General features: G+C 64.1%; 23 protein-coding genes and 1 pseudogene. 17 read left to right on the plus strand and 7 right to left on the minus strand.

What is annotated here, in order from left to right; genetic code table 11:
• Positions 1 to 19: 19 nt before the first annotated feature.
• Positions 20 to 925: an SDR family oxidoreductase gene (locus tag J5X93_RS13995; protein WP_182815158.1), complete on the minus strand. Its 906-nt coding sequence runs from the start codon at positions 923 to 925 to the stop codon at positions 20 to 22.
• A gap of 172 nt (positions 926 to 1097) precedes the next feature.
• Here J5X93_RS13995 and J5X93_RS14000 point away from each other — a divergent pair, with 172 nt between their 5' ends.
• Genes J5X93_RS14000 through J5X93_RS14010 form a run of 3 tightly spaced genes read left to right on the plus strand, consistent with a single transcriptional unit; the run spans position 1098 to position 2575 of the window.
• Positions 1098 to 1601: a CinA family protein gene (locus J5X93_RS14000; protein WP_043214498.1), complete on the plus strand. Its 504-nt coding sequence runs from the start codon at positions 1098 to 1100 to the stop codon at positions 1599 to 1601.
• Positions 1602 to 1615: 14 nt separating this feature from the next.
• On the plus strand, positions 1616 to 2122 hold the full coding sequence (locus tag J5X93_RS14005; protein WP_182943186.1) for a hypothetical protein: 507 nt from the start codon (positions 1616 to 1618) through the stop codon (positions 2120 to 2122).
• Between the two features lie 9 nt (positions 2123 to 2131).
• Positions 2132 to 2575 carry a DUF421 domain-containing protein gene (locus tag J5X93_RS14010; protein WP_043214504.1) on the plus strand — a complete coding sequence of 148 codons (444 nt, stop codon included), beginning with the start codon at positions 2132 to 2134 and terminating at the stop codon, positions 2573 to 2575.
• Positions 2576 to 2623: 48 nt separating this feature from the next.
• On the opposite strand, the gene J5X93_RS14015 is transcribed toward J5X93_RS14010, so the two are convergent.
• From J5X93_RS14015 to J5X93_RS14040, 6 genes and pseudogenes are all read right to left on the minus strand, one after another.
• Positions 2624 to 3766 (minus strand): carboxylate-amine ligase, encoded by a 1143-nt coding sequence (locus J5X93_RS14015; RefSeq protein WP_182943183.1) that lies wholly within the window; start codon positions 3764 to 3766, stop codon positions 2624 to 2626.
• A gap of 4 nt (positions 3767 to 3770) precedes the next feature.
• Positions 3771 to 4724, minus strand: coding sequence for a methyltransferase (locus J5X93_RS14020; protein WP_043214506.1), 954 nt, complete (start codon positions 4722 to 4724; stop codon positions 3771 to 3773).
• Positions 4724 to 6049 (minus strand): iron-containing redox enzyme family protein, encoded by a 1326-nt coding sequence (locus J5X93_RS14025; protein WP_182943181.1) that lies wholly within the window; start codon positions 6047 to 6049, stop codon positions 4724 to 4726. The genes J5X93_RS14020 and J5X93_RS14025 overlap by 1 nt, the downstream gene beginning before the upstream one ends.
• Positions 6050 to 6065: 16 nt before the next feature.
• Positions 6066 to 6260 carry a hypothetical protein gene (locus J5X93_RS14030; protein ID WP_043214511.1) on the minus strand — a complete coding sequence of 65 codons (195 nt, stop codon included), beginning with the start codon at positions 6258 to 6260 and terminating at the stop codon, positions 6066 to 6068.
• 61 nt (positions 6261 to 6321) lie between these two features.
• Positions 6322 to 6441 (minus strand): annotated as a pseudogene (locus J5X93_RS14035) (KGG domain-containing protein); the annotation flags it as partial.
• Between the two features lie 302 nt (positions 6442 to 6743).
• Positions 6744 to 7625, minus strand: coding sequence for a Dyp-type peroxidase (locus J5X93_RS14040; protein ID WP_043214515.1), 882 nt, complete (start codon positions 7623 to 7625; stop codon positions 6744 to 6746).
• A gap of 152 nt (positions 7626 to 7777) precedes the next feature.
• Here J5X93_RS14040 and J5X93_RS14045 point away from each other — a divergent pair, with 152 nt between their 5' ends.
• From J5X93_RS14045 to J5X93_RS14110, 14 genes are all read left to right on the plus strand, one after another.
• Positions 7778 to 8686 carry a bile acid:sodium symporter family protein gene (locus tag J5X93_RS14045; RefSeq protein WP_090342920.1) on the plus strand — a complete coding sequence of 303 codons (909 nt, stop codon included), beginning with the start codon at positions 7778 to 7780 and terminating at the stop codon, positions 8684 to 8686.
• A 181-nt stretch (positions 8687 to 8867) separates the two neighbouring features.
• Positions 8868 to 9932 carry an enoyl-CoA hydratase/isomerase family protein gene (locus J5X93_RS14050; RefSeq protein ID WP_090342922.1) on the plus strand — a complete coding sequence of 355 codons (1065 nt, stop codon included), beginning with the start codon at positions 8868 to 8870 and terminating at the stop codon, positions 9930 to 9932.
• A gap of 16 nt (positions 9933 to 9948) precedes the next feature.
• Positions 9949 to 11100: an acyl-CoA dehydrogenase family protein gene (locus tag J5X93_RS14055; protein WP_043214520.1), complete on the plus strand. Its 1152-nt coding sequence runs from the start codon at positions 9949 to 9951 to the stop codon at positions 11098 to 11100.
• A 613-nt stretch (positions 11101 to 11713) separates the two neighbouring features.
• Positions 11714 to 12775 (plus strand): 3-deoxy-7-phosphoheptulonate synthase, encoded by a 1062-nt coding sequence (locus J5X93_RS14060; RefSeq protein WP_043214521.1) that lies wholly within the window; start codon positions 11714 to 11716, stop codon positions 12773 to 12775.
• 78 nt (positions 12776 to 12853) lie between these two features.
• Positions 12854 to 13135 carry a peptidylprolyl isomerase gene (locus J5X93_RS14065; protein ID WP_043214523.1) on the plus strand — a complete coding sequence of 94 codons (282 nt, stop codon included), beginning with the start codon at positions 12854 to 12856 and terminating at the stop codon, positions 13133 to 13135.
• A gap of 16 nt (positions 13136 to 13151) precedes the next feature.
• The gene (locus J5X93_RS14070; protein ID WP_182943179.1) at positions 13152 to 15074 is read left to right on the plus strand and encodes an extracellular solute-binding protein; all 1923 of its coding nucleotides are present in this window, start codon (positions 13152 to 13154) and stop codon (positions 15072 to 15074) included.
• The gene (locus J5X93_RS14075; protein ID WP_090342928.1) at positions 15071 to 16129 is read left to right on the plus strand and encodes a microcin C ABC transporter permease YejB; all 1059 of its coding nucleotides are present in this window, start codon (positions 15071 to 15073) and stop codon (positions 16127 to 16129) included. The genes J5X93_RS14070 and J5X93_RS14075 overlap by 4 nt, the downstream gene beginning before the upstream one ends.
• Positions 16129 to 17145, plus strand: a complete 1017-nt coding sequence (locus J5X93_RS14080; RefSeq protein ID WP_043214529.1) for an ABC transporter permease — start codon at positions 16129 to 16131, stop codon at positions 17143 to 17145. The genes J5X93_RS14075 and J5X93_RS14080 overlap by 1 nt, the downstream gene beginning before the upstream one ends.
• 73 nt (positions 17146 to 17218) lie before the next feature.
• Entirely contained in the window at positions 17219 to 18613 is a 1395-nt protein-coding gene (locus J5X93_RS14085; RefSeq protein WP_182943177.1) for a sigma-54 interaction domain-containing protein, read from the plus strand.
• A 209-nt stretch (positions 18614 to 18822) separates the two neighbouring features.
• Positions 18823 to 20214 carry a GntP family permease gene (locus J5X93_RS14090; protein WP_070573453.1) on the plus strand — a complete coding sequence of 464 codons (1392 nt, stop codon included), beginning with the start codon at positions 18823 to 18825 and terminating at the stop codon, positions 20212 to 20214.
• Between the two features lie 10 nt (positions 20215 to 20224).
• Positions 20225 to 20995: a 3-hydroxybutyrate dehydrogenase gene (hbdH, locus tag J5X93_RS14095; RefSeq protein ID WP_090342933.1), complete on the plus strand. Its 771-nt coding sequence runs from the start codon at positions 20225 to 20227 to the stop codon at positions 20993 to 20995.
• Positions 20996 to 21051: 56 nt separating this feature from the next.
• Entirely contained in the window at positions 21052 to 21531 is a 480-nt protein-coding gene (gene eco / locus J5X93_RS14100) for a serine protease inhibitor ecotin (protein ID WP_043211906.1), read from the plus strand.
• A gap of 109 nt (positions 21532 to 21640) precedes the next feature.
• The gene (locus J5X93_RS14105) at positions 21641 to 23599 is read left to right on the plus strand and encodes an acetoacetate--CoA ligase (protein WP_182943175.1); all 1959 of its coding nucleotides are present in this window, start codon (positions 21641 to 21643) and stop codon (positions 23597 to 23599) included.
• Between the two features lie 34 nt (positions 23600 to 23633).
• On the plus strand, positions 23634 to 23909 hold the full coding sequence (locus J5X93_RS14110; protein WP_043211902.1) for a peptidylprolyl isomerase: 276 nt from the start codon (positions 23634 to 23636) through the stop codon (positions 23907 to 23909).
• The last annotated feature ends 2 nt before the right edge of the window (positions 23910 to 23911 follow it).

The following is a 23911-nucleotide window of genomic DNA, read 5'->3' on the forward strand; positions in this document are numbered from 1 at the left end:
AAGGTTTACTCGCGCCGGCTCATGGAAGCGGGTTGCCGCCAGTGACACCGAACACCTCACCTGTGATGTAGCTCGACTCCTGGGAAGCCAGCAGCACATACAGCGGCGCGCACTCCGCTGGCTGGCCGGGGCGCTTCATCGGGGTCTGCGAGCCGAACTCTGGGATTTTCTCCGGGGGCTGGCCACCGCTGGGTTGCAACACGGTCCAGATCGGCCCAGGGGCGACGGCATTGACCCGGATGCCACGCTCGATGACCTGCTTGGCCAAAGCCTTGGTGAAGGCCACGATGGCGGCCTTGGTGGTGGCGTAGTCCAGCAAGGTGGCCGACGGCTGGTAGGACTGGATCGAGGCGGTGTTGATGATGGTCGCGCCGGCCGGCATCAACGGCACCGCTGCCTGGCACAGCCAGAACAACGCATAGACATTGGTCTTGAGCGTGTGATCGAACTGCTCGTGGCTGATCTGGCTGATGTCCTTGCGGGCCTCCTGCTTGCCGGCGACGTTGACCAGGATGTCCAGGCCGCCCAACTGCTCGTGGGCCTGATCGACCAGTTCGCTGCAGAAACGCTGGTCTTTCAGATCGCCCGGCAGAGCGATGGCCTTGCGCCCTTCGGCCTCGATCAGCTTGATCACTTCGCGTGCGTCGGCCTGCTCGATGGGCATGTAATTGAGTGCGATATCAGCTCCCTCGCGGGCAAAGGCGATCGCCACGGCGCGGCCGATCCCAGAGTCGGCACCGGTGATCAGCGCCTTGCGTCCGGCCAGGCGGCCGAAGCCTTTGTAGGTGTCCTCGCCGTGGTCGGGCTTGGGCTGCATGCTCGCATCCAGCCCCGGTGGGGCCTGGGTCTGGTCGGGGAATGGAGGGTGCGGATACTGAGTCAGCGGGTTCTGCATGCTGAACTGGTCGCGGGGTTTGTTGGGCATGGTGCGCCTCCTCACTTGGCCAATCGATGGGTCACTAAAGCTTTCGAGGCGGCGTCAGGATCGAAGGTTTGTTCGGCCCGTCATACGCACCGACGGGTGGTAAGGCGCAACGGTCTGAACCATTTGCCCGAGGCCGGCGTCCATCGCAAAAGGCCCCAACGAGGCAACCCCGATGCGCGAAGACCCTGTGCAGCACGTATTGGATTACCTGAAACGACACGCCCTGGTGCTGACCACCGCCGAATCCTGCACCGCCGGGCGCATGGTCGCGTTGCTAGCGGAACATCCCGGCGTGGGCGAATCGCTGGAAAGCGGCTACGTGGTCTATTCACCCAAGGCCAAGCAACGGCTGCTTGGGGTGAGCCCGGTGACCATCGAACGCTACGGCCTGACCAGCGAGGCCGTGGCCTGGGAAATGGCCCTCGGCGCGCTCAAGGACAGTACTGCCAACGTGGCCATCGCCACCACCGGCGTGGCCGGCCCGGACGGCACCGACGGTATCGCACCAGGCACCTTGTGCTTTGCCTGGGCGTTTCAGGATGAATCGATTGCTGTGTTCACCCGCAGCCAGCGCTTTTTCGGCGATCGCACCGAAGTGTTGCGCCAGGGCGCGCTATATGGCCTGACGCGGCTACTGCACTATCACGAACGCTGGTTGCGCGGCGAACGCGCCTGAGCGGAGTCTTGACCATGACCGAGGATGAACAGCGCTCACGCCACCAGCCGGTCGAGGAAAACATCGCCATGCAGCAGCGGGTCTGGCGCTTCGAGCGGGTCGGCTGGTACGTGTTGTCCTTGGTGATGCTGCTGGCCCTGGCGGGGCTGTTTGGCCGTGGCCCGTTGAGCCAGGGCCAAGCCAGCAGCGCCGACGGACGTGTGCAGGTGCAATACGCGCGCTTGAGCCGCAGCGGCGTGACGGAACACCTGAAGATCACGGTACGTGGCCCGCACAACGGGCAGGTACAGGTCCTGCTGGATGGAGAGCTGTTTCGCGAAGCGAGCCTCGAGACCCTGCAGCCCCAACCGTTGCGCTCCCGGTCCGAGGGCCAGGGGCTTGCGCTGCAGCTGGAGACCGGCACCGATGGCACCGCGACGTTGTATCTGACCCTGCGCGCCGACACGCCTGGGACTCTGGAAGGCCGTGTGAGCCTGGGGCCGGACAGCGTGGTGCACTTTTCCAGTTTCATCTATCCCTAGGGGGCAGCCATGGACTCGATTCTGCGCGCCGCCGGCATGTACCTTGCCTTGATGCTGCTGTTTCGCATCGCCGGTCGCCGCTCCCTGAGCGACCTGACCACCTTCGATTTCGTCTTGTTGATGATCATCGGCGAAGCGACCCAGCAGGCCTTGTTGGGCGAAGACTTTTCCTTCATCAATGCCATGCTGGTGATCGCCACCTTGATCGTGCTGGACGTCGGGCTGTCACTGGCCAAGCTCAATTCCAGGCGCCTGGCCCGGGTGCTGGATGGCCATGCCACGCTGGTGGTCGAGCACGGGCGTTTTTTGCATGGGCGAATGCGCAAGGCCCGCCTGACCGAGGATGATGTCCTCGAATCGGCGCGCGACAGCCAGGGTATCGAGACGGTAGAGCAGATCCGCTACGCCATTGTCGAACGCAACGGCAAGATCTCGATCATCAAAGAGCAATAAGCCAGATCTCTGGCGTTTGCTTAGACATCCACCGTCTTCTTCGCAGGTTTACCCGCCAACGGGGTTCGAAGCGCTCTGCTGGGCACCTTCTGCCAACACCTGATCGACCACCGCATGCAGGGCCTGGCGCACATCGCGCCCGCCACTTCGGGCCTGCTCCAGGCAATGGAGCTGGCGGTCGGCGCTGGTGCCTTCGCGCAGGATGCGCTGGGCCTCAAGCGCTGCACGCTGGGCATCCAGCGTGTCCGCCGGGAACTGCGCCAGCAGCTGGGCCAGCCAGCCCTCGGCAGTCACCTGCGCCTGATCGTGGACGCCAATGAACTGCCCGTGCCGACCATGGCGCTTGGCCCGCCAATAGTTTTCCTGGGTGATCCAGCGCACTTCACGGTTGACCGGCGTGGCGTCGTAGTGGTCCACCGCCAGGCCTTGTACCAGGTGACGGAACAGGCCAGCGATACACAGCACATCCTCCAGCCGTGGACAGGCGTCGCAGATGCGCAACTCCACCGTGGGAAACCGCCGCGACGGGCGAATCGCCCACCAGAAGTCCCCTTCCTTTGCCAAAGCACCGGTACGCTCCAGCAAAGCCCGGTAGCGCTGGTACGCCTCCCAATCCGCCAATGGCTCCGGCAGCTCCATGTGCGGCCACTCGGCGCAGATCACCCGTCGATAGCTCATGAAGCCGGTATCCTGGCCGCCCCACAAGGGCGATGAAGTGCTCAGCACCAGAAACAGCGGCAGCCAGTACAGCAAGCGATTGATCAACTGAATCCGATCGCACCCGGGGGGCACGCCCACATGAACATGCAGCCCGGACAACAGGCTGCGCCGGGCCACGTGCTGGTAGTCATCGAACACTTGGCGATAGTGCGGTGTGGTCCGGGCGCGCTGGCGCAACCACTGGGCGCTGGGATGGCTGGCGGCGCAGTAAAGGCCAACACCTTCCTGGGCCAATGCCTTGCCAAGGCGCTGCCGGCTGTCGAGCAGAAAGCCCTGCGCCTCGTGCAGGTGGGTGAACACCGGCGAGGCGACTTCGATCTGGCTGCGAAACATCTCCTCGGCAAAATACTTGCCCATGACTTCTCGGCAGCGCCTGGCCACCGCTAGCGAAGGGGTGGCCAGCACCCGCGCGCTGCGCAGTTCCACCAGCAGGTATTCCTCCTCGATGCCAAAACTCAAAGGCTGCTGCACGCCCTCACCCATTGCGTGTCACGGTCAGGGCCACCGCGGCGATGCGCTCGACCCGTTCGTAGCCCGGTTCCAGCAATTGTTCGCCGAACACGTCCGGATCCACTTCCCGGTATACCCAGCTCCATTGCGGCCCTGCCAGGCGCAGGCGGATGGCTTCGAGCAAGGCATCGCGTCCCTCGACGATGGCCACCCCCGTATAGAGCAGCAAAGTGCCTGCTGGACTGAGGCGCTCACATGCCTGTTCGACGATGCGCAAGGACAACTGCGCGCCCAGCGCCCCGCCACCATGGCGATACACGCGTTCGCTGGCATCGAGCATATAAGGCGGGTTGGCCACGATCAGGTCGAATGTGCCGCTGATACCGTCGAGTAGGTCGCTCGGCTCCACCGAGAGATTGCCCACACCGGCCAGCGCCGCGTTGATGGCGGTGTAGCGCAAGGCCAGCGGGTTGATGTCCACCGCGCTGACCTGCGCATGCTGCGCGGCACGGGCGATGAGCAAGGCGCCGACGCCGGTGCCGCAGCCGATGTCCACGGCATGTTGCACGGGTTTCGGGGTGCGCTGTAGGTGGTCATGAATGACCTGGGCGAAGCGGTAGCTGTCCGGGCCGAAGAACACCGCATCACTGGCGTCGGTGGGAAACGCCGAATGCACCAGCAGCAAGTCGTCCAGGCTCGACCAGCGCACGGTGCTGCGCAGCAGATCACCCTCGCCCGTCAACACTTGGGCCGCCTGCAACTGCTGCAACTCATCGGCCGAGATCAACCCAGGCGCAAATGGCCGGCTCCAACCGAAGACGTCGCGCAGCGTGCGGGCCCGCTCGCTGCCTTCACGGGCGTTGTTGCGGGCATGGGTTGCAGGGGTCACGCAGGTGAAGCGATAACCGTCCGCGCGCAGGCGCCGCCCCAGTTGCAGCAGGGCTTGATCGGCCTGGACCTGTTCCGGGTTCAGTTGCATCAGTAGGGCTCCTCCTGGGCAAGGCCAGTGGCCTGGATGTAGGCGCGGGTGGCGCGCAGCCCCTCGGGCGAGGCGTGGCCATTGCCGGACATGCGCGCAATCAGGTCTTGCACCGGCGCCTGGTCGAGCGACGCATCATCCGGAGCGAAGTCGAGCTGCCAACTGCCTGGCAGTACGCGACGCACAGCGTTGCCTTCCCAGTGCTGGGCGATCCAGTCGTGCCACAGTTGCTTCTCGTAGGCGCTGAACACGCCGAACATGGCCGCGTCAGGCCCCTCGATCAATTTCCACAAGCGGCTGTTGGCTGGATCTTCGCCGCGGCGCACCCAACCGTGCTGCTCGAACGCTTTGAGCAAGCCCGGCATGGCGCCCGGAGCGCTCAGCCACTGGTTGAGGGTGCGCCCCTGCAACCGGCAATGGTCTGAATGCATGCGCTGACCGAACAGGCGCTTGCGCTCCAAGGCAGCGAGCAGTTCGCCCTCCAGGTCGAAGCTGGCGATCAGGCTGGGCGTGTCGGTGTCCAGGTCGTTCAGGCGATAGCCACGCCGGACGCGTCGGTAGAACGCCTCACCCTCTTGCCCCGGCCAGAGTTGGCGTAGCGCATGGATCGCCTTGCGGGCATGACCGCTGGCGGCATTGTCGATGGTCACATGCAGCTGAAAATAGTGGCCATCGATGCCCAATTCCGCCAGTTCATGGGTGGTGATCAACAGGTGCAATGGGGGTTGCTCGTAGCCCAGGTTGTAGCCGATCACCTCAGGCAGGAAGGCATCGAAGTGCTGTCCCAAAGCCAATTGCAAAGCGCCCTGCAGATAACGCGCCGAGGGCAAGGGCAACAGCTCCTGACACCCCACACGACTGAGCAGCCGCTGGTAGATCAGCACGTGATTGCAACGCGGGTCGCCCTCGCCGAGTTCTTCGAGGTAGGTACGAATGAGGCCGTGGTAGCGCGGGTCATGCCAATGATGCAGGACACCCTGCAGCCAAGCACCGTCGACAGCCTTGGTTGGCGCAACCTGTTGCAAAAACCACAAAGCCTGGGATCGATTGGCAAAGTATCGGCGCGGCCCCCCTTGACGCCGTGCCTGAAGATACAGCGCATACTGCTCGGCCACGCTGGCGGCACGGCAGGCGGACCAGTGGTCCAGCTGCGCAGGAGAAGCAGGCAGATCATCCGACAGCGCGTCGGCGCGATCGAGTTGGTCTTCCAGCCACTGCTGGCCATCGGTGCATCGCCCCGCCAACAAGGCCTGGTAGCGCCGCTCCAGGCTCTGGCTCGGGGCCGGCATCACCGGGACGGTGGTCTCGCAGGTCATCACCCTCATGCCTTACTCCTCGCGATCAATTGTCTGGATCCTGGGATGGCATCGGTTGCGATTGGGGAGCAGGCTCGGTGGCCGACTTGTCAGGTTGTTGCATTTGCAACGAAGGCTTGCTGGGGTCAGCATCCTTCGCCGGGTGGTCGTCGTCGCGATCGAAACAGCCGCCGAGCAGCGTCAGGCCGCCCAACAGGCAAAGCATTGGAGCTATTCGCATGGCGTGTCCTCCTGGCCAGTTGATCGCAGTGCCAGGCAGGCCCGGCACTGCGTTGCCTTGCTTACGAGCGGCCGCCCTTGCGGCTGGAGTCGCTCGACCGGCCACCGCCGGATTGCTGCCCGCCTTTGCGGCCGGCTTCGGAGGCTTTCTCCCGGTCGTTAGCGAAGTTGCCTGGGTTTTTCGATCCGCCCTGGCTGCCGCTTTTGCTGGTCTCTTTGTTAGCCATGGTCTTTCACCTTTTGTGGCTGAAGGGATGCACGGCGCCGGGCCGTACATTACGTGGGAGTACGGCCACTTAAGGGGATTCGCTTTATTAGGACACTTGCCAGACCGGTGGCATTAAATAAGCGGCGAGCGCTTATTTGGCGCGCCAAGCTTGTTTCTGTGCAGGGGGAAGCCGCTAGAGAGTGCGAAGAGGCGCAATTCACCGATGGAGGATGCGCGTAACGAAAGGCCGCCGGGCTTCGCCGGCGGCCATTGCCGTCAGGCCTGCAGCAACAGGCTCAGATCCAGCCCCGCCTCGCCCATCGGCGGGCACCAGTAGTAGCCACCGGTCAGCGGACGGCTGAAGCGGTACAGGCCATCGATGATGCCATCCTCCAGCCCGCTCATGCGTCGCAGCTGCACCTCGAAGGCATCCAGCGAATGGCCCAGGGCCACGAAGGCAAGGCCGGCGCCACGCTCGTCCGCCCAGGCCACCGAGCGACGCACGACGAACGCTTCGGGGGCGAAGCTTTCCTGGGCGGTGCGTTTGACGTGGGCCGATGCGGGGGCGTCATCCAGCTCTTCGTTGTCGCTCATGCGACGGCCAATGATGTTGTCCTGCTCTTGCTGGGGCAGCGACTTGAAGTAGTTCAGGTCGTGCTTCCACAGCTGGAACGCAGCAAAGCTGGAGCCGGCAAGACCCGGCTGCTCGCTGGCGACGATGGCAGCCTCGACGGCGTCGTCATCCACCGGGTTCTCGGTGCCGTCTTCATAGCCGCTCAGGTCATGGCCACCGCGGTGCAGGAAACCGTCGACGCTATCGACCAGGCGCAGCGCCGGGGCCAACGTCTGCTCCAACGCCTGGGCCTGCAGGAACAGCTCGCCTCGCTCCGCGCCGCGCAACCACAACCACAGGGCGTGCTGGGTGCTGGGGTTCTCGACCACGGCATCCAACTGCGGGAAGGCACGCAGGCCCGGTACGTCGCGGCCCAGCGCCTTGACCAAGGGGGTACCCACACCAAGGATCAAGCTCTGCCCATCGACTTGCGGCAGCAAGGCGTCCAGCACGGCGGGCAGCGCCTCGACCGAGTGCAGGGAGAAGAACAGGTGACGGGCGTGGGCCGGCACGGGTTTGGCGAGCAGACCTTGCTGGAACGGCATAGGGGGCTAATCCTCGGTAAAAACGGGCATGCTAGAGGGGCGGCAGGCAAGCTTCAAGCGGCAAATCGCCTCGGTGATCGCCGTTTGGCCTGCAATCGGGCTGTCGCCAACTTGCGGCTAGACTCCTTTGAACTTGCCAAAGGAATGCCGCCATGACCGCCTCGCCGTTGCTCACCGCTATCCTGCCCATCGCCCTGGGGATCATCATGCTGGGTCTGGGGTTGTCGTTGACCCTGGCCGATTTCACCCGGGTGGTGAAATACCCAAGACCTGTGATCATCGGCCTGGCCTGCCAGATCGTGCTGCTGCCGCTGGTGTGTTTTCTGATCGCCAATGGTTTTGGCCTCGAGTCGGCCCTGGCGGTAGGCCTGATGCTGCTGGCCGCCTCCCCGGGCGGGACCACGGCCAACCTGTTCAGTCATCTGGCCCACGGCGATGTGGCATTGAACATCACCCTCACGGCGGTCAACTCGCTGATCGCCATCCTGACCATGCCGCTGCTGGTGAATCTGTCGCTGGCCTGGTTCATGGCCTCGGACCAGGCCATTCCCCTGCAATTTGCCAAAGTCATGCAGGTGTTCGCCATTGTCCTGCTGCCGGTCGCCTTGGGCATGCTGATCCGCCGCGCCGCGCCCACATTCGCCGCCCGGATGGAAAAACCCATGAAACTGGTGGCAGCGCTGTTTCTGGCCTTCACCATCGCGCTGGCCTTGGCCAAGGACTGGCAGACCGTCGTCCAGTACGCGCCGGTGGTCGGTGGCGCGGCGCTGCTGTTCAACCTGCTGAGCCTCGGCGTGGGCTACTGGGTCCCGCGTCTGCTGAACATTCCACGGCGTCAGGCGATCGCGATCGGCATGGAAATCGGCATCCATAACGGTACCCTGGCCATCGCGCTGGCCTTGAGCCCGTCGCTGCTCAACAACCCGACCATGGCCGTGCCTGCAGCACTCTATAGCCTGATCATGTTCTTCACCGCCGCCGTGTTCGGCTGGTGGGTCAGCCGCACACGGCCGCAAACCGAGGTTGCAGGCAACACCCCGAAGCAAGCGACCGGCGACTGAGACGGCCCTGCTTGCTGTGGAGAAACGCCTCTGGAAGCAGCGCATCAGGTAAAAATGCAGAAACCCACTGCAGATTTACCAATTGTGCATGGCATATTCGCATGACAGGATCCTGCGATCCTCCAGCGCAACTTCCAGACTTCACTTGGAAAATCAATAACAAAGCAGGGAGACCGCGATCATGACCGCGCACGCTCATTCCGAGGCCCATGTCCTGGCCGAAATCCGCAATCACATCGGCCATCTGACGCTCAACCGCCCTGCCGGCCTCAACGCCCTCACCCTCGACATGGTGCGCAGCCTGCAGCATCACCTGGACCAATGGGCGGCCGATCCCCAGGTCCATGCCGTGGTGCTGCGCGGCGAAGGGCCCAAGGGCTTCTGCGCCGGCGGCGACATCCGCTCGCTGCACGACAGCTACAAGGCCGGCAGCAGCCTGTATCAAGACTTCTTCGTCGAGGAATATGCCCTCGACCTGAGCATCCACCACTACCGCAAGCCGGTGCTGGTTCTGATGGACGGCTTCACCCTCGGCGGAGGCATGGGCCTGGCCCAAGGCGCCGACATGCGCGTCGTCACCGAGCGCAGCCGCCTGGGCATGCCGGAAGTGGCCATCGGTTATTTCCCCGATGTCGGCGGCAGTTACTTCCTTTCGCGCGTACCCGGCGAGCTGGGCACCTACCTGGGCGTGAGCGGCGCACAGATCCAGGCCGCCGACGCGCTGTACTGTGGCCTGGCCGACTGGTTCCTGGAGAGCGACAAGATCGCCGCCCTGGACGCGGGCCTGGACAAACTGACATTCGGCGACCACCCCCTCAAGGACCTCCAGGGCCTGCTGGCCAAGCTCGGTACCCAGACACTCGACGATGCCCCGCTGGCCCGTTTGCGCCCTGTGATCGACCATTTCTTCGCCCTGCCCGACGTGCCCAGCATGCTCGAGCAACTGCGCACCGTGAGCATCGGCGACAGCCACCAATGGGCCTTGGCCACCGCCGATCAGCTGGAAAGCCGCTCGCCCCTGGCCATGGCCGTTACATTGGAGATGCTGCGTCGCGGCCGCCACCTGAGCCTGGAGGAATGCTTTGCAATGGAGCTGCACCTAGACCGTCAGTGGTTCGAGTACGGCGACATCATCGAGGGCGTGCGCGCCCTGATCATCGACAAGGACAAGCAGCCACGCTGGAACCCGCCGACCCTCACCGGGCTCGATCCCAAGCGGGTGAACCAATTCTTCGAAGGCCTGTGAGCCGGGGAGTACACAGATGCAAGACCTGGAACTGAGCGAAGAGCAGATCATGATCCGCGACATGGCCCGGGATTTTGCCCGTGGCGAAATCGCGCCCAATGCCCAGGCCTGGGAAAAGGCCGCCTGGATCGACGATGCCGTGGTGCGCAAGATGGGCGAGCTGGGCCTGCTCGGCATGGTCGTGCCGGAAGACTTCGGTGGTAGCTATACCGACTACGTGGCCTATGCCCTGGCCGTGGAAGAGATCGCCGCTGGTGACGGCGCCACCGGCGCGATGATGAGCATCCACAACTCGGTTGGCTGTGGCCCGCTGCTGGCCTATGGCACGCCCGAACAGCAACAGGCCTGGCTGCCGCGCCTGGCCAGCGGCGAGGTGATCGGCTGCTTCTGCCTCACCGAGCCCCAGGCCGGTTCCGAAGCCCACAACCTGCGCACCCGCGCGGAGCTGGTCGACGGCCATTGGGTCATCAACGGCGCCAAGCAGTTCGTCAGCAATGCCCGCCGCGCAGGGCTGGCCATCGTCTTTGCCGTGACCGACCCTGAGGCTGGCAAGAAAGGCCTGTCGGCCTTCCTGGTGCCGACCGACAACCCGGGTTTCAAGGTGGACCGCAGCGAGCACAAGATGGGGATCCGCGCCTCCGATACCTGCGCGGTGACCCTCGACAATTGCCGTATCCCCGCCGCCAACATCCTGGGCGAACGGGGCAAGGGCCTGGCCATCGCATTGTCCAATCTCGAGGGCGGACGCATCGGCATCGCAGCGCAGGCGCTGGGTATCGCCCGGGCGGCATTCGAAGCGGCCCTGGTCTATTCGCGCGACCGCATTCAGTTCGGCAAGCCGATCAACGAACACCAGAGCATCGCCAACCTGCTGGCGGACATGCAGGTGCAGATCAACGCTACGCGCCTGTTGATCCTGCATGCCGCACGCCTGCGCAGTGCCGGCAAGCCGTGTCTGTCCGAAGCCTCCCAGGCCAAGCTGTTCGCCTCGGAAATGGCCGAGCGCGTGTGCTCCATGGCCATCCAGGTGCATGGCGGCTACGGCTATCTGGAGGACTATCCGGTTGAGCGTTACTACCGTGATGCGCGGATCACGCAGATCTACGAGGGGTCGAGCGAGATCCAGAGAATGCTGATTGCGCGGGAACTCAAGCATTACGCCCTTTGAGTTTCATCGAGGGATGCGGCCCATCGCAGGCTTCGCCAGCTCCGCTTGCTGACCGAGCCTTGGATGGGCTGCAAAAATGATCGGAGCCATAGCATTTAGTCATTGAACATCCTGTTTGAGGTGCAGTAAGCTCGGGCTCATTCATTGGAGAGCAACATGACCCACAGCATCCGCAACCACGCCAACCTCACCGGTCGCACCGCGCGCCCAGTGCTGGCCGTTGCTGTCTGCCAGGCCGTTGCCAGCTTTTATTTTGGGTATTGGTTTAGCCACTAGGCGCCGCTGATACCCACACGGCGCCCACCTTCGAGGGGCCGCCGAACACGAGAATACTCAAACCCCCGGTCGGCCCCCCGACCGGGGGTTTTGCGTTTCAGGCTTCTAGAAAACACCGATTCACATTGAGGAAACAGACATGAACACCATCGCTTATTACTACGCCGACACCTACGCCTGGCGATTTAGCCAATCCCGTTCGGGCCAGCCTGCCGCCTCCGTTCGGTCGTCCACTGGTGGCAATGCTGCACGCAGTCATAAACCGAATATCTGTCGAACACCTCGATAGGGCCGACCACGCGGGCCTGAACCCGCCGTCCGCCCAGGGAAAAACGCCATGCAATCGTCGAACCTCGCCCTGCCCCTGACCCAACCCCAGGCTGCCAACACCGCCGTCAGCCAACGTCTGCCCTCACCGCACCTGCTCAAGCAGCAAATGCCGCTGAGCACTGCCCTGACCCAGCAAGTCCAGCAACATCGCCAAGCCGTGCGCGCCATCCTCGACGGCCTCGACCCGCGCCTGCTGGTGATCGTCGGCCCATGCTCGATCCATGATCCACGTTCGGCCCTGGAATACGCCGACCGCCTGGCCGCCCTGAGCCGCGAAGTCGATGACAAACTGCTGCTGGTGATGCGCGCCTACGTCGAAAAACCCCGTACCACGGTCGGCTGGAAAGGCCTGGCCTACGATCCGCACCTGGACGGCAGCGATGACATGCATGGCGGCCTCGCGCTGTCTCGCGGGCTGATGCTGAACATGATCGAGCGCGGCCTGCCGATCGCCACCGAGTTGCTGCAACCGATGGCCGCCGGCTACTTCGACGACCTGCTCAGCTGGGCCGCCATCGGCGCGCGTACCACCGAATCGCAGATCCACCGCGAAATGGTCAGCGGCCTGGCACTGCCCGTGGGCTTCAAGAATGGCACCGACGGGGGCGTCGGCATCGCCTGCGACGCCATGCGCAGCGCCGCCCACCCGCACCGCCATTTCGGCATGGATGCCCAAGGCTACCCGGCGATCATCGAAACCTTGGGCAACCCTGACACCCACCTGGTGCTGCGCGGCGGCCACCAGGGCCCGAACTACGATGCCTCGAGCATTGCCCAGGCACGCCAGGGCCTGTCCAAGGCCGGCCTGACCGGGCGTGTCCTGGTCGATTGCAGCCACGCCAACAGCGGCAAGGACCCGGCCCGCCAGCCCGCGGTATTCGAGGAGGTGCTGGAGCAGCGCCTGCAAGGTGACCGGGCGATCATCGGCATGATGCTCGAAGGCCACCTGTTCGATGGCTGCCAGACGCTGGGCAAGGGCCCGCTCAAGTACGGCGTGTCGATCACCGATGGCTGCCTGGGCTGGGACGCCACCGAGGCGCTGCTGCGCCGGGCGGCCGAGCGTTTGTGACCGGTACACCAAGCCTGGCGAGACATTTGCCGAACAAGTGCGCTAGGCTTGTTTTTTTCACCCAAGGAGTAGTACCCCATGGCCCGTGCCACCGCCCGCCACATCCTGGTCAGCAGCCTCGAGAAGTGCAACGAACTCAAAGCACAGATCGAAGCTGGTGCCGACTTCGCCGAAGTCGCCAAGGCCAACTCCACTTGCCCATCCAGCCGCCAAGGCGGCGACCTGGGCTCCTTCGGCCCAGGCCAGATGGTCAAGGAATTCGACACCGTCGTCTTCAGCGCCCCGGTCAACACCGTGCAAGGCCCGGTCAAGACCCAGTTCGGCTACCACCTGCTCGAAGTGACCAGCCGTCAGGACTGAGCCTGCGGTCCCGGTGATGTCCTCTGTGGGCGCGGGCTTGCCCGCGAACGTCGTCCCGTCGGCAACCGGGTTGCCAGCACGGACGCCTTCGCGGGCAAGCCTGCTCCCACAGTGCATGTGGGGTCTGCTCTTGCTGTGCACGGCCCTCGCAGCCCACGCCGCCCCCACCCACGCACTCACTGCCTACGGTGAGGCCCCGCGTTATCCCGAATCCTTCCGCCACTTCGACTACGTCAACCCCGATGCCCCCAAGGGTGGCAGCCTGCGGCGTTCAGCCCTGGAGATCGGGCAGTTCGACCATGTCCTGCCGTACATCGATAAAGGCATCGGTGTCAGCGAAGTCGATGGCTGGTTGTATGCGCCTCTGGCGCAGCGCTCATTCGATGAGCCCTACACCGTCTATGGTTTGATTGCTCGGCGCATGGAGCGTGGCCCAGAGGACGCCTGGCTGCGCGTTGAGATCGACCCGCGCGCGACGTTCGCCGATGGCAAGCCGGTGCGCGCCGAGGACGTGCGCTTTACCTTCGACCTGCTGATGAACAAAGGCAGTCTGCGCTATCGCACCCAGTTCGCCGAGGTCACCCAGCTCACGATCGAGGGTCCGCGGCAGGTGCGTTTCGATTTCAAACAACCCCATGGCCGCACCTTGGCCCTGGACCTCGCCACCCTCCCGGTGCTGCCCGAGCACGACTGGCAGCACCGCGATTTCGCCAACGGCGCCGGCTTCGACAGACCCGTCGGCAGCGGGCCCTACCGCATCGGCCGGATCGACAATGGCCGCAGCATCACGTTCGAGCGCGACCCCACCTGGTGGGCCGCCAGCCTGCCGGCCAGTCGAGGCCGCTACAATTTCCAAAGCATCCGCATCGAGTATTTCGGCGACACAGAAGTCGCCCGCCAGGTGTTGCGCGGCGGCGGGTTCGACTACAACCGCGAGTTCTCCGCCACGGCCTTCACCTTGGGCTACAAGGGTGACGCGCTGGACGATGGGCGCCTGCAACGCGCCCACCTCGGCCCGTCCAAGCCTCAGACGGCCCAGGGCTTCGTGTTCAACCTGAAGCAGCCGATGTTCCAGGATCGGCGCGTGCGCCAGGCACTGGCCATGCTCTGGGACTTCGAATGGAGCAACCGGCAGATGATGCGCAACCTGTACATCCGTCAGCAAAGCGTGTTCTCCAATACCCCGCTGGCCGCCCGCGCCTTGCCCGACGCCCAGGAACTGAAACTGCTCGAACCGTTGCGCGGCCAAATCCCCGATGAAGTCTTCAGCCAGGTCTATAGCGCGCCGGTGACCGACGGTTCGGGCATCATCCGCCCCCAACAGCTGCAGGCCCTGGCCCTGCTCGAGGCCGCCGGCTGGCGCCCCGACGGTGATCGGTTGGTGAACGCCAACGGTGAGCCGCTGAGCTTCACCTTTCTCAATGGCCAGTCGGGGCTCGAACGCCTGCTGCTGCCCTGGAAACGCAACCTGGCGCAGATCGGCATCACCCTGAACATCCGCAATGTCGACTCCGCCCAGTACGTCAACCGCCTGATGGCCCGCGACTACGACATGATCGTCACCGGCTATCCGGTCACGCTCTCCCCGGGCAGCGAGTTGTACAACTACTTCGGCTCGGCCTCGGCCGAAGACCCCGGGTCGAACAATTTCATGGTGCTGCGCGACCCGGCCGTCGATACCCTGCTCGACGGCCTCGTGCGGGCCGACACCCAGCCCGACATGCTGCGCCACGCCCATGCTCTGGACCGGGTGCTGCAATGGAACTACTACTGGATTCCCAACTACTACCCACCGGGCAGTTCGACCGTCTGGTGGAACCGCTTCGGCCTGCCCAAGGTCCAGCCGGCCTACGATGAAGGCCTGGATACTTGGTGGGAGATCAGCCCGACGCCGCTGACCAACGCACAGATGGCCGAGCGCCAGAAGGCCAGCCCATGACAGCCTATATCCTGCGTCGCCTGTTGCTGATCATCCCGACTTTGCTGGCGATCCTGCTGGTCAACTTCGTGATCGTCCAGGCCGCCCCCGGCGGGCCGGTGGAACAGGCCGTGGCGCGTCTGCAAGGTATCGGTGGCGGCACGCCGGGGGCGCGGGTCGAGACTGTGCATGGCGAGTCCCGCGCAAGCCGCGGCCTGGACCCCAAACTCATCGAAGAGATCAAGCGCCAGTATGGCTTCGACAAGTCGGCCCCCGAACGCCTGTGGCTGATGCTGGGCCAATACGCTCGACTGGACTTCGGCCAAAGCTTCTTCCGCGGCGCCAAGGTCACCGACCTGATTCTCGACAAACTACCAGTGACGGTCTCGCTCGGCCTGTGGGCCACCTTGATCACTTACCTGGTGTCGATACCGCTGGGTATCCGCAAGGCCGTGCGCCACGGTAGCCGCTTCGATGCCTGGAGCAGCGCGCTGATCGTCATCGGTTATGCCCTGCCCTCGTTCCTGTTCGCCTTGCTGTTGATCGTGCTGTTCGCCGGTGGCACCTCGCTGAACTGGTTCCCGGTGCGCGGGCTGGTCTCGGAGAACTTCGACCAGCTCAGCCTGCTGGGCAAGGTCGCCGACTATTTCTGGCACTTGGTGCTGCCGGTCGGGGCGTTGGTGATCGGCGGCTTCGCCACCCTCACTTTGCTGACCAAGAATGCCTTTCTCGACGAGATCTCCCGCCAGTACGTGATCACCGCGCGGGCCAAGGGCCTGAGCGAGCGCCGGGTGCTGTACGGGCATGTACTGCGCAACGCCATGCTGCTGGTGCTGGCCGGGCTGCCCCAGGCGTTGATCACGGTGTTCTTCGCCGGCTCCTTGCTGATCGAGGTGATCTTCTCCCTCGATGGCCTGGGCCGACTGAGCTATGAGGCCGCGGTCTCGCGGGATTATCCGGTGGTGTTCGGCACCCTGTTCATCTTCACCCTGGCAGGGCTGTTGATTCGCTTGATCGGTGACCTGAGCTATACCGTGCTCGACCCGCGCATCGATTTCGATGCAAGGGGCCGCTGATGTTTTCGCCCGTCGCGCTTCGTCGTTGGCGCTGTTTCCGGCGCAATCGCCTGGGTTGGTGCTCGCTGTGGCTGTTCGCCGCTATCCTGGTGCTCAGCCTGGGCGCGGAACTGGTGGCCAACGACAAACCGCTGCTGCTCGTCTACAAAGGCGAGCTGTACACGCCGGCACTCAAGCGTTACACCGAGCAACAGTTCGGTGGCCAGTTGCCGTTCCAGCCCGATTACCGCAGCGCTTACGTACGCCAGTTGATCGCAGGACAGGGCGGCTGGATGCTGTTCGCGCCGATCCCTTTCAGTGCCGACACGCCCAACTACGACCTGCAGGTGCCTACCCCCAGCCCGCCCAGCACCAGCAACTGGCTCGGCACCGACGATCAAGGGCGCGATGTGCTCGCCAGGGTGCTGTACGGCACACGGGTATCGCTGTTGTTCGCCTTCGCCTTGACCGTGCTCAGCGTACTGATCGGCATTGCCGCTGGGGCCGTGCAGGGGTACTACGGTGGCTGGGTGGATTTGTTGGGCCAGCGTTTGCTGGAGGTCTGGTCGGGTTTGCCGGTGCTGTACCTGTTGATCATCCTCAGTGGCTTTGTCGAGCCGGACTTCTGGTGGCTCCTGGGGATCATGGCGCTGTTTTCCTGGCTGACCTTGGTGGATGTGGTACGCGCCGAATTCCTGCGCGGGCGCAACCTGGAGTACGTCAAAGCCGCGCGTGCCCTGGGGCTGTCGGACGGGCAAGTGATGCTCAGGCATATTCTGCCCAACGCGATGACGGCCACGCTCACCTACGTGCCGTTCATGCTCACCGGGGCTATCACCACCCTCACCGCCTTGGATTTTCTTGGCTTCGGCATGCCGGCGGGCAGCGCTTCGCTGGGGGAACTGGTGACCCAGGGCAAGCAGCATCTGGAGGCGCCTTGGCTGGGCTTTACCGCATTCTTTGCCCTGGCGTTGATCCTATCGTTGCTGGTGTTCATTGGCGATGCACTGCGTGAGGCGTTCGATCCACGGGCCTAGCGGTCGATGGGTCTTCGCCAGTCTGGCCGACAGTCGTCATAATCACCGCCACTGCATTTCAAAGGCCCAGCCCATGCAAGAAAGCGACAGCCTCAAGGACTATCCCCAGGTTCGGCAACTGGCGATCCGCTCGCTGTTCGAGATCATCGAGCAGTCCAGCGAAGGCACGGTGATCGTCGATCGCCAGGCACGGATCGTCTGGATGAATGAGCGCTACGCCCGGCGTTTCGGCCTGCCCGATGCGGCCAGCGCCATTGGCCAGCCCTGCGAGGCGGTGATCCCGGGCAGCCTGATGCGCGATGTGGTAAGCAATGGCCGGCCGATCCTGCTGGACATGCTCGACACACCCAACGAGCCGCTGGTGGTGATGCGCCTGCCCATCCATGACGATCGCGACGAGCTGATCGGCGCCATCGGCTTTGCCCTGTTCGATGAACTGCGCAGCCTCTCCCCGCTGCTCAAGCGCTACGCGAGCATGCAGCAGGAACTGGCCTCGACCCGCTCGCAACTGCGCGCACGCCAGGCCAAGTACAGCTTCGCCCAGTTCGTCGGCACCAGCGCCGCGAGCCTGGAGGCCAAGCGCAGGGCGCGCCGTGGTGCAGGCAGCGATTCCCCGGTATTGCTACTGGGCGAAACCGGCACCGGCAAGGAGCTGCTGGCCCATGCCATCCATGCTGCCTCGGCCCGGGCGCACAAGGCGTTCGTCAGCGTCAACAGCGCGGCCATTCCCGAAACGCTGCTGGAGGCCGAATTCTTCGGCACCGCTCCTGGCGCCTTCACCGGGGCCGACCGCAAGGGGCGCAGCGGCAAGCTGCAATTGGCCGAGGGTGGTACGCTGTTTCTCGACGAGATCGGCGATATGCCATTGGCCCTGCAAAGCAAGCTGCTGCGGGTATTGCAGGAGAAGGAATACGAACCGGTCGGCTCAAACCAGATGCTGCGCAGCGATGTACGCATCATTGCCGCCACCTCCATCGATCTGCAGGCGGCCATGGCCAGCGGCGCGTTTCGCGCCGACCTGTACTACCGGCTCAACGTGCTGCCCATCGAGGTACCGCCCCTGCGCGAACGCCTGGGCGATCTGCCGGCGCTGTGCGAGGCAATCCTGGCCGAGCTTGGCACTCAGTACGAGCTCGAGCCCGACGCCCAGGCATTGCTGGCACGCCACGCCTGGCCTGGCAATATCCGTGAACTGCGCAATGTGCTGGAGCGTGCGACGCTGCTGGCGGATCAGCCGCGCCTGGGAGTGGACGATGTGCGCTCGGCGCTGGGGCCGTTGAGCCCCGTCGCGCCAGCGGGTGCAGTACCTCAGAGGTATCGGGAGGCGTGCGAGGCATTCGAGCGCAAATTGATCGCCGATGCCCTGGCCAGTTGCGCCGGGAATGTACCGCAGGCCGCGAAGGCGCTGGGGTTGGGGCGGTCTACGCTGTACAAGAAGATGATCGCCTTGGGGGTTCAGTCTCTATAAAGAGACCTAAGTCTCTAGCTAGAGACATTGTTGTAAGACCGTTTTTGCGGTCCATTGCAGGCCTCGCCAGCGCCTGCAGAGTCTCGATTGTGAGACACCTGCAGGCAATAATTCGATAAAACCCTTACAAATCAATACGTTACAAATCTGGCACGAATCCCGCTATCTCCTCGGTCAACCATAAAAACAACGACTTGGAGACACCCTCGATGACTGTGCTCATCGCCCTCGCTGCCCTGGCCCTGTTGATGTTGGCTGCCTATCGCGGCTACAGCGTCATTCTCTTCGCCCCCATTGCCGCCCTCGGCGCTGTCCTGCTCACCGACCCTGCGGCTGTGGCCCCGACCTTCACGGGCGTGTTCATGGAAAAAATGGTCGGCTTCATCAAGTTGTACTTCCCGGTGTTCTTGCTCGGTGCTGTGTTCGGCAAGCTGATCGAACTCTCCGGCTTCTCGCGCTCGATCGTCGCCGCCGCCATTGGCTTGCTGGGCACACGCCAGGCCATGCTGGTGATCGTTCTGGTGTGCGCGCTGCTCACCTACGGCGGCGTATCGTTGTTCGTGGTGGTGTTCGCGGTGTACCCGTTCGCGGCCGAGATGTTCCGCCAGAGCAACATTCCCAAACGCCTGATCCCGGCGACCATCGCCTTGGGCGCGTTCTCTTTCACCATGGACGCCCTGCCCGGCACCCCGCAGATCCAGAACATCATCCCCAGCACCTTTTTCAACACCACGGCCTGGGCCGCGCCCTGGCTGGGGCTGATCGGCACACTGTTCGTGTTCAGCGTCGGCATGCTTTACCTGCGCCGCCAGCGCAACAAGGCACAGCGCGCCGGCGAAGGCTATGGCAATGACCTGCGCAACGAACCGGAAACCGCCGACGACCTGGCCCTGCCCAACCCTTGGCTGGCGTTGTCGCCTTTGGTGATGGTGGGCGTGATGAACCTGGTGTTCACCCACTGGATTCCTCACTGGTATGGCGCCACGCATACGTTGCAGCTGCCAGGCATGAGTGCGCCGGTGCAAAGCGATGTGGCCAAGCTCACCGCGATCTGGGCAGTGCAGGCGGCCTTGCTGGTGGGCATCCTGATGGTGCTGGTATGCGCCTTCGGCGCCATCCGCCAACGCTTGGCCGAGGGCACCAAGAGCGCCGTCAGCGGTGCGCTGTTGGCGGCCATGAATACCGCCTCGGAGTATGGCTTCGGCGCGGTGATCGCCTCGCTACCGGGCTTTCTGGTATTGGCCGATGCCCTGCGCGCCATCCCAAATCCCCTGGTCAATGAGGCTGTGACCGTCACCTTGCTCGCCGGCATCACCGGCTCCGCCTCCGGAGGCATGAGCATCGCCCTGGCGGCCATGAGCGAAAGTTTCATCGCCGCAGCCCACGCCGCGAACATCCCGCTGGAGGTCCTGCACCGTGTGGCCGCCATGGCCAGCGGCGGCATGGATACCTTGCCGCACAACGGCGCGGTGATCACCTTGCTGGCGGTCACCGGGCTGACCCACCGCGAGGCCTACAAGGACATTTTCGGTATTACCCTGATCAAGACCCTGGCAGTTTTCGTGGTCATCGCCACCTTCTACGCCACCGGCATCGTCTAAGGAGATCTGCATGACGCTCAAAGGCAAGACAGCACTGGTCACCGGCTCCACCAGCGGCATTGGCCTGGGTATCGCCCAGGTGCTGGCCGGCGCTGGGGCGAATATCCTGCTCAATGGCTTCGGCGACCCGGCCCCGGCACTCGCCGAAATCGCCCGCCACGGGGTCAAGGTGATCCACCACCCCGCGGACCTGTCTGACGTGGCCCAGATCGAGGCGCTGTTCGCCCTGGCCGAGCGCGAGTTCGGCGGCGTGGACATCCTGGTCAACAACGCCGGCATCCAGCACGTGGCGCCGGTGGAGCAGTTCCCTGTGCAGACCTGGGACAAGATCATCGCGCTGAACCTTTCGGCTGTCTTCCACGGCATCCGGCTTGCCTTGCCGGGCATGCGGGCACGTGGCTGGGGGCGGATCGTCAACATCGCCTCGGTGCACGGCCTGGTGGGGTCCACCGGCAAGGCCGCCTACGTGGCTGCCAAGCACGCAGTGGTTGGCCTGACCAAAGTCGTAGGCCTGGAAACGGCCACCAGCAACGTCACGTGCAACGCCATCTGCCCCGGCTGGGTACTGACCCCGCTTGTGCAGAAACAGATCGACGACCGCGCCGCAGCCGGTGTCGACCCTCAGCAAGCGCAGCACGATCTTTTGGCCGAAAAGCAGCCTTCCGTGGCCTTTGTAACGCCCCAGCACTTGGGAGAGCTGGTATTGTTCCTGTGCAGCGAGGCCGGTAGCCAGGTCCGTGGCGCCGCCTGGAACGTCGATGGCGGTTGGCTGGCCCAGTGAGGGGCAGCCGGGATCTGGCGCGGTCTTGCATTCGTTTTCAATTGCAAGGAGGCCCTATGCGCCCATTCCCACTGACCGCGATTCTTTCCCTGACCTTGGCCGCCGCCGCGCCTGTGATGGCCGCCGGGCTCAAAGACGTCGCGCCCTACCCTGAGGCGGAAAAAGGCTTCACCCGGCAGGTCATCCACCTGCCGGCCCAAACCGACGAGTCGGCCTACCAACTGGAAATCCTCGCCGGCAAGACCCTCACCGTCGATTGCAACCGCCAGCGCCTGGCCGGCAGCCTCGAGGAACACAACCTCGAAGGCTGGGGCTACAGCTACTACCGGCTGGAAAAAGTCGGTGGCCCCGCCAGCACACTGATGGCCTGCCCGGACGGCAAGAAGACCGAGGCCTTCGTGCCGGTGGTCGGTGAAGGCTTCATGCTGCGTTACAACAGCAAGCTGCCGGTCGTGCTGTACGTGCCCAAGGACATCGAAGTGCGTTATCGCATCTGGTCGGCATCGCCGGACGTACAAAAGGCTAAAGTGGAGTAAAAGCCAAAGCCATTTGGCTGCGCATCGGCACTTTAGGCGCAGCCCCTGCAGGAGCGGATTCGCCCGCTCCTACAGGCTCTGGATTCCATCGAAAGTGGGAGGTTTCGGCATGAACGATGTGCTCTGGCGCCCCTCCACGGCGCAGAACCAGGCCAGCCGGATGGACGTCTTCCGCCGCCAAGTAAACCTGCGCTACAACCTCCAGCTCAATGACTACGCCGCGCTGCACCGCTGGAGCATCGAGCAACGCCCGGCTTTCTGGCAGACCCTTTCCGACTATTTCCACGTCCAGTGGCACACCCCGCCCGCCCAGGCCCTCAGCGAAGGTCCACAGATGCCGGATGCGCACTGGTTCCCCGGTGCCACCTTGAACTACGCCGAACACCTGCTGATGCGGCGCGATGACCGCCCCGCCGTGGTCGCCGTACGCGAGGACGGCCAGCGCCAGGTGCTGAGCCACGCACAATTGGCGGCCCATGTGGCCGGCATGCAGAAAGCCCTGCAGGCCCTGGGCATCCAGGCCGGCGACCGAATCGCTTCGGTGATGCCCAACACCTGGGAAACCTTGGTCGCCATGCTCGCCTGCACCAGCCTCGGCGCGATCTGGTCCAGTTCGTCACCGGAGTTCGGCCTTCACGGCATCATCGACCGCTTCGGTCAGATCGCCCCAAAGCTTCTGATCGCCTGCGCCGGCTACCAGTACGCCGGCAAGACCATCGACCAAGTCGAAAAGATCAACCAGGTCACCGCCCAACTGCCCCAGCTCGAACACTTGTTGGTAGTGCCCTACACCCGCTCACACACCCACTGCGAAGAATTCACTGCCCCGCGCGTCAGCCTGTGGGGCGACTTCTACCAACCCGGTGGTGAACCGCGCTTTACCGCCCTGCCGTTCGACCACCCGCTGTACATCCTCTACTCCAGCGGCACCACCGGCGTGCCCAAGTGCATCGTCCACCGCGCCGGCGGCGTACTGCTGCAACACCTGAAGGAGCACGGCCTGCACAACGACCTCAAGGCCGACGACGTCTTGTTCTACTACACCACTTGCGGGTGGATGATGTGGAACTGGCTAGCCAGCGGCCTGGCGGTCGGGGCCACCCTGGTGCTGTACGATGGCTCGCCCTTCCACCCAGGCCCACAGCGTCTGCTCGACCTGATCGACGCCGAACGCATCCACGCTTTCGGCACCAGCGCCAAATACCTGGCCGCCCTGGAGCAGGAAGGCCTCGAGCCTGCCAAAAGCCATCGTCTGAACAGCCTGCGCCTGATCATGTCCACCGGCTCACCGCTCTCGCCCCACAGCTACGACTACGTTTACCGCAAGATCAAACCCGACCTGTGCCTGGCTTCGATGTCTGGCGGCACCGACATCGTCTCGTGCTTCGTGCTCGGCAACCCCGTGCTGCCGGTACGCCGTGGCGAGATCCAGTGCAAAGGCCTGGGCATGGCTGTGGAGGTGTGGAACGAGCACGGCCAGCCCGTGATCGGCGAGAAAGGCGAGCTGGTCTGCACCCGCAACTTCCCGTCCATGCCAGTGGGCTTCTGGGGTGACAACGACGGCAGCCGCTACCACGATGCCTACTTCAGTCAGTACCCCGGCGTCTGGGCCCAGGGCGATTACGCCGAGCAGAACGCTGAGGGCGGCATGATCATCCATGGCCGTTCGGACGCGGTGCTCAATCCCGGCGGTGTGCGCATCGGCACGGCGGAAATCTACCGCCAGGTGGAAAAGGTCGAGGAAGTGGTCGAAAGCGTCGCCATCGGCCAGGACTGGCACAACGACGTGCGCGTAGTCCTGTTCGTGCGCCTGCGCGAGGGGCTGCAACTGGACGATGCCCTACGCCAGCACATTCGCCAGGTGATCCGTCAATACACCACGCCCCGTCATGTTCCAGCCGTGATCGTTCAGGTCACCGACATCCCGCGCACCATCAGCGGCAAGCTGGTGGAGCTGGCGATCCGCAACGTGGTCCATGGCCTGCCGGTGAAGAACACCGACGCCCTGGCCAACCCCGAAGCCCTGGCGCAATTCCGAGACCGCGCAGAGCTGCGCGATCAGGCATAATGGCGCCCTTTTTTGCCCGAAGCACAGGTGTCCCATGAAAGCCCAAGCCCGCCACATCCTGGTCAAGACCGCTGCCGAAGCCGAACAGCTCAAGCAACGGATCGCCAAGGGCGAAGCCTTCGACGTGCTGGCCAAGAAATTCTCCACCTGCCCCTCGGGCAAACGCGGGGGCGACCTGGGCGAAGTCCGCCCAGGCCAGTTGGTAGGCGCCATCGACCAAGTGATCTTCAAGAAGGCCCTGCGCGTGGTACATGGGCCGATCAAGACCAAGTTTGGGTATCACCTGGTGCAGACGTTCTATCGCGACTGACC

This window comes from Pseudomonas sp. BYT-1 (assembly GCF_023611805.1).
GTDB lineage: Bacteria > Pseudomonadota > Gammaproteobacteria > Pseudomonadales > Pseudomonadaceae > Aquipseudomonas > Aquipseudomonas guariconensis.

Excerpts from the sequence above, each read along its gene's own strand:
- J5X93_RS13995 (WP_182815158.1), bottom strand. The coding sequence starts at position 925 with ATGCCCAACAAACCCCGCGACCAGTTCAGCATGCAGAACCCGCTGACT.
- J5X93_RS14000 (WP_043214498.1), top strand. The coding sequence starts at position 1,098 with ATGCGCGAAGACCCTGTGCAGCACGTATTGGATTACCTGAAACGACAC.
- J5X93_RS14005 (WP_182943186.1), top strand. The coding sequence starts at position 1,616 with ATGACCGAGGATGAACAGCGCTCACGCCACCAGCCGGTCGAGGAAAAC.
- J5X93_RS14010 (WP_043214504.1), top strand. The coding sequence starts at position 2,132 with ATGGACTCGATTCTGCGCGCCGCCGGCATGTACCTTGCCTTGATGCTG.
- J5X93_RS14020 (WP_043214506.1), bottom strand. The coding sequence starts at position 4,724 with ATGCAACTGAACCCGGAACAGGTCCAGGCCGATCAAGCCCTGCTGCAA.
- J5X93_RS14025 (WP_182943181.1), bottom strand. The coding sequence starts at position 6,049 with ATGAGGGTGATGACCTGCGAGACCACCGTCCCGGTGATGCCGGCCCCG.
- J5X93_RS14030 (WP_043214511.1), bottom strand. The coding sequence starts at position 6,260 with ATGCGAATAGCTCCAATGCTTTGCCTGTTGGGCGGCCTGACGCTGCTC.
- J5X93_RS14040 (WP_043214515.1), bottom strand. The coding sequence starts at position 7,625 with ATGCCGTTCCAGCAAGGTCTGCTCGCCAAACCCGTGCCGGCCCACGCC.
- J5X93_RS14045 (WP_090342920.1), top strand. The coding sequence starts at position 7,778 with ATGACCGCCTCGCCGTTGCTCACCGCTATCCTGCCCATCGCCCTGGGG.
- J5X93_RS14050 (WP_090342922.1), top strand. The coding sequence starts at position 8,868 with ATGACCGCGCACGCTCATTCCGAGGCCCATGTCCTGGCCGAAATCCGC.
- J5X93_RS14055 (WP_043214520.1), top strand. The coding sequence starts at position 9,949 with ATGCAAGACCTGGAACTGAGCGAAGAGCAGATCATGATCCGCGACATG.
- J5X93_RS14060 (WP_043214521.1), top strand. The coding sequence starts at position 11,714 with ATGCAATCGTCGAACCTCGCCCTGCCCCTGACCCAACCCCAGGCTGCC.
- J5X93_RS14065 (WP_043214523.1), top strand. The coding sequence starts at position 12,854 with ATGGCCCGTGCCACCGCCCGCCACATCCTGGTCAGCAGCCTCGAGAAG.
- J5X93_RS14070 (WP_182943179.1), top strand. The coding sequence starts at position 13,152 with ATGTCCTCTGTGGGCGCGGGCTTGCCCGCGAACGTCGTCCCGTCGGCA.
- J5X93_RS14075 (WP_090342928.1), top strand. The coding sequence starts at position 15,071 with ATGACAGCCTATATCCTGCGTCGCCTGTTGCTGATCATCCCGACTTTG.
- J5X93_RS14080 (WP_043214529.1), top strand. The coding sequence starts at position 16,129 with ATGTTTTCGCCCGTCGCGCTTCGTCGTTGGCGCTGTTTCCGGCGCAAT.
- J5X93_RS14085 (WP_182943177.1), top strand. The coding sequence starts at position 17,219 with ATGCAAGAAAGCGACAGCCTCAAGGACTATCCCCAGGTTCGGCAACTG.
- J5X93_RS14090 (WP_070573453.1), top strand. The coding sequence starts at position 18,823 with ATGACTGTGCTCATCGCCCTCGCTGCCCTGGCCCTGTTGATGTTGGCT.
- hbdH (WP_090342933.1), top strand. The coding sequence starts at position 20,225 with ATGACGCTCAAAGGCAAGACAGCACTGGTCACCGGCTCCACCAGCGGC.
- eco (WP_043211906.1), top strand. The coding sequence starts at position 21,052 with ATGCGCCCATTCCCACTGACCGCGATTCTTTCCCTGACCTTGGCCGCC.
- J5X93_RS14105 (WP_182943175.1), top strand. The coding sequence starts at position 21,641 with ATGAACGATGTGCTCTGGCGCCCCTCCACGGCGCAGAACCAGGCCAGC.
- J5X93_RS14110 (WP_043211902.1), top strand. The coding sequence starts at position 23,634 with ATGAAAGCCCAAGCCCGCCACATCCTGGTCAAGACCGCTGCCGAAGCC.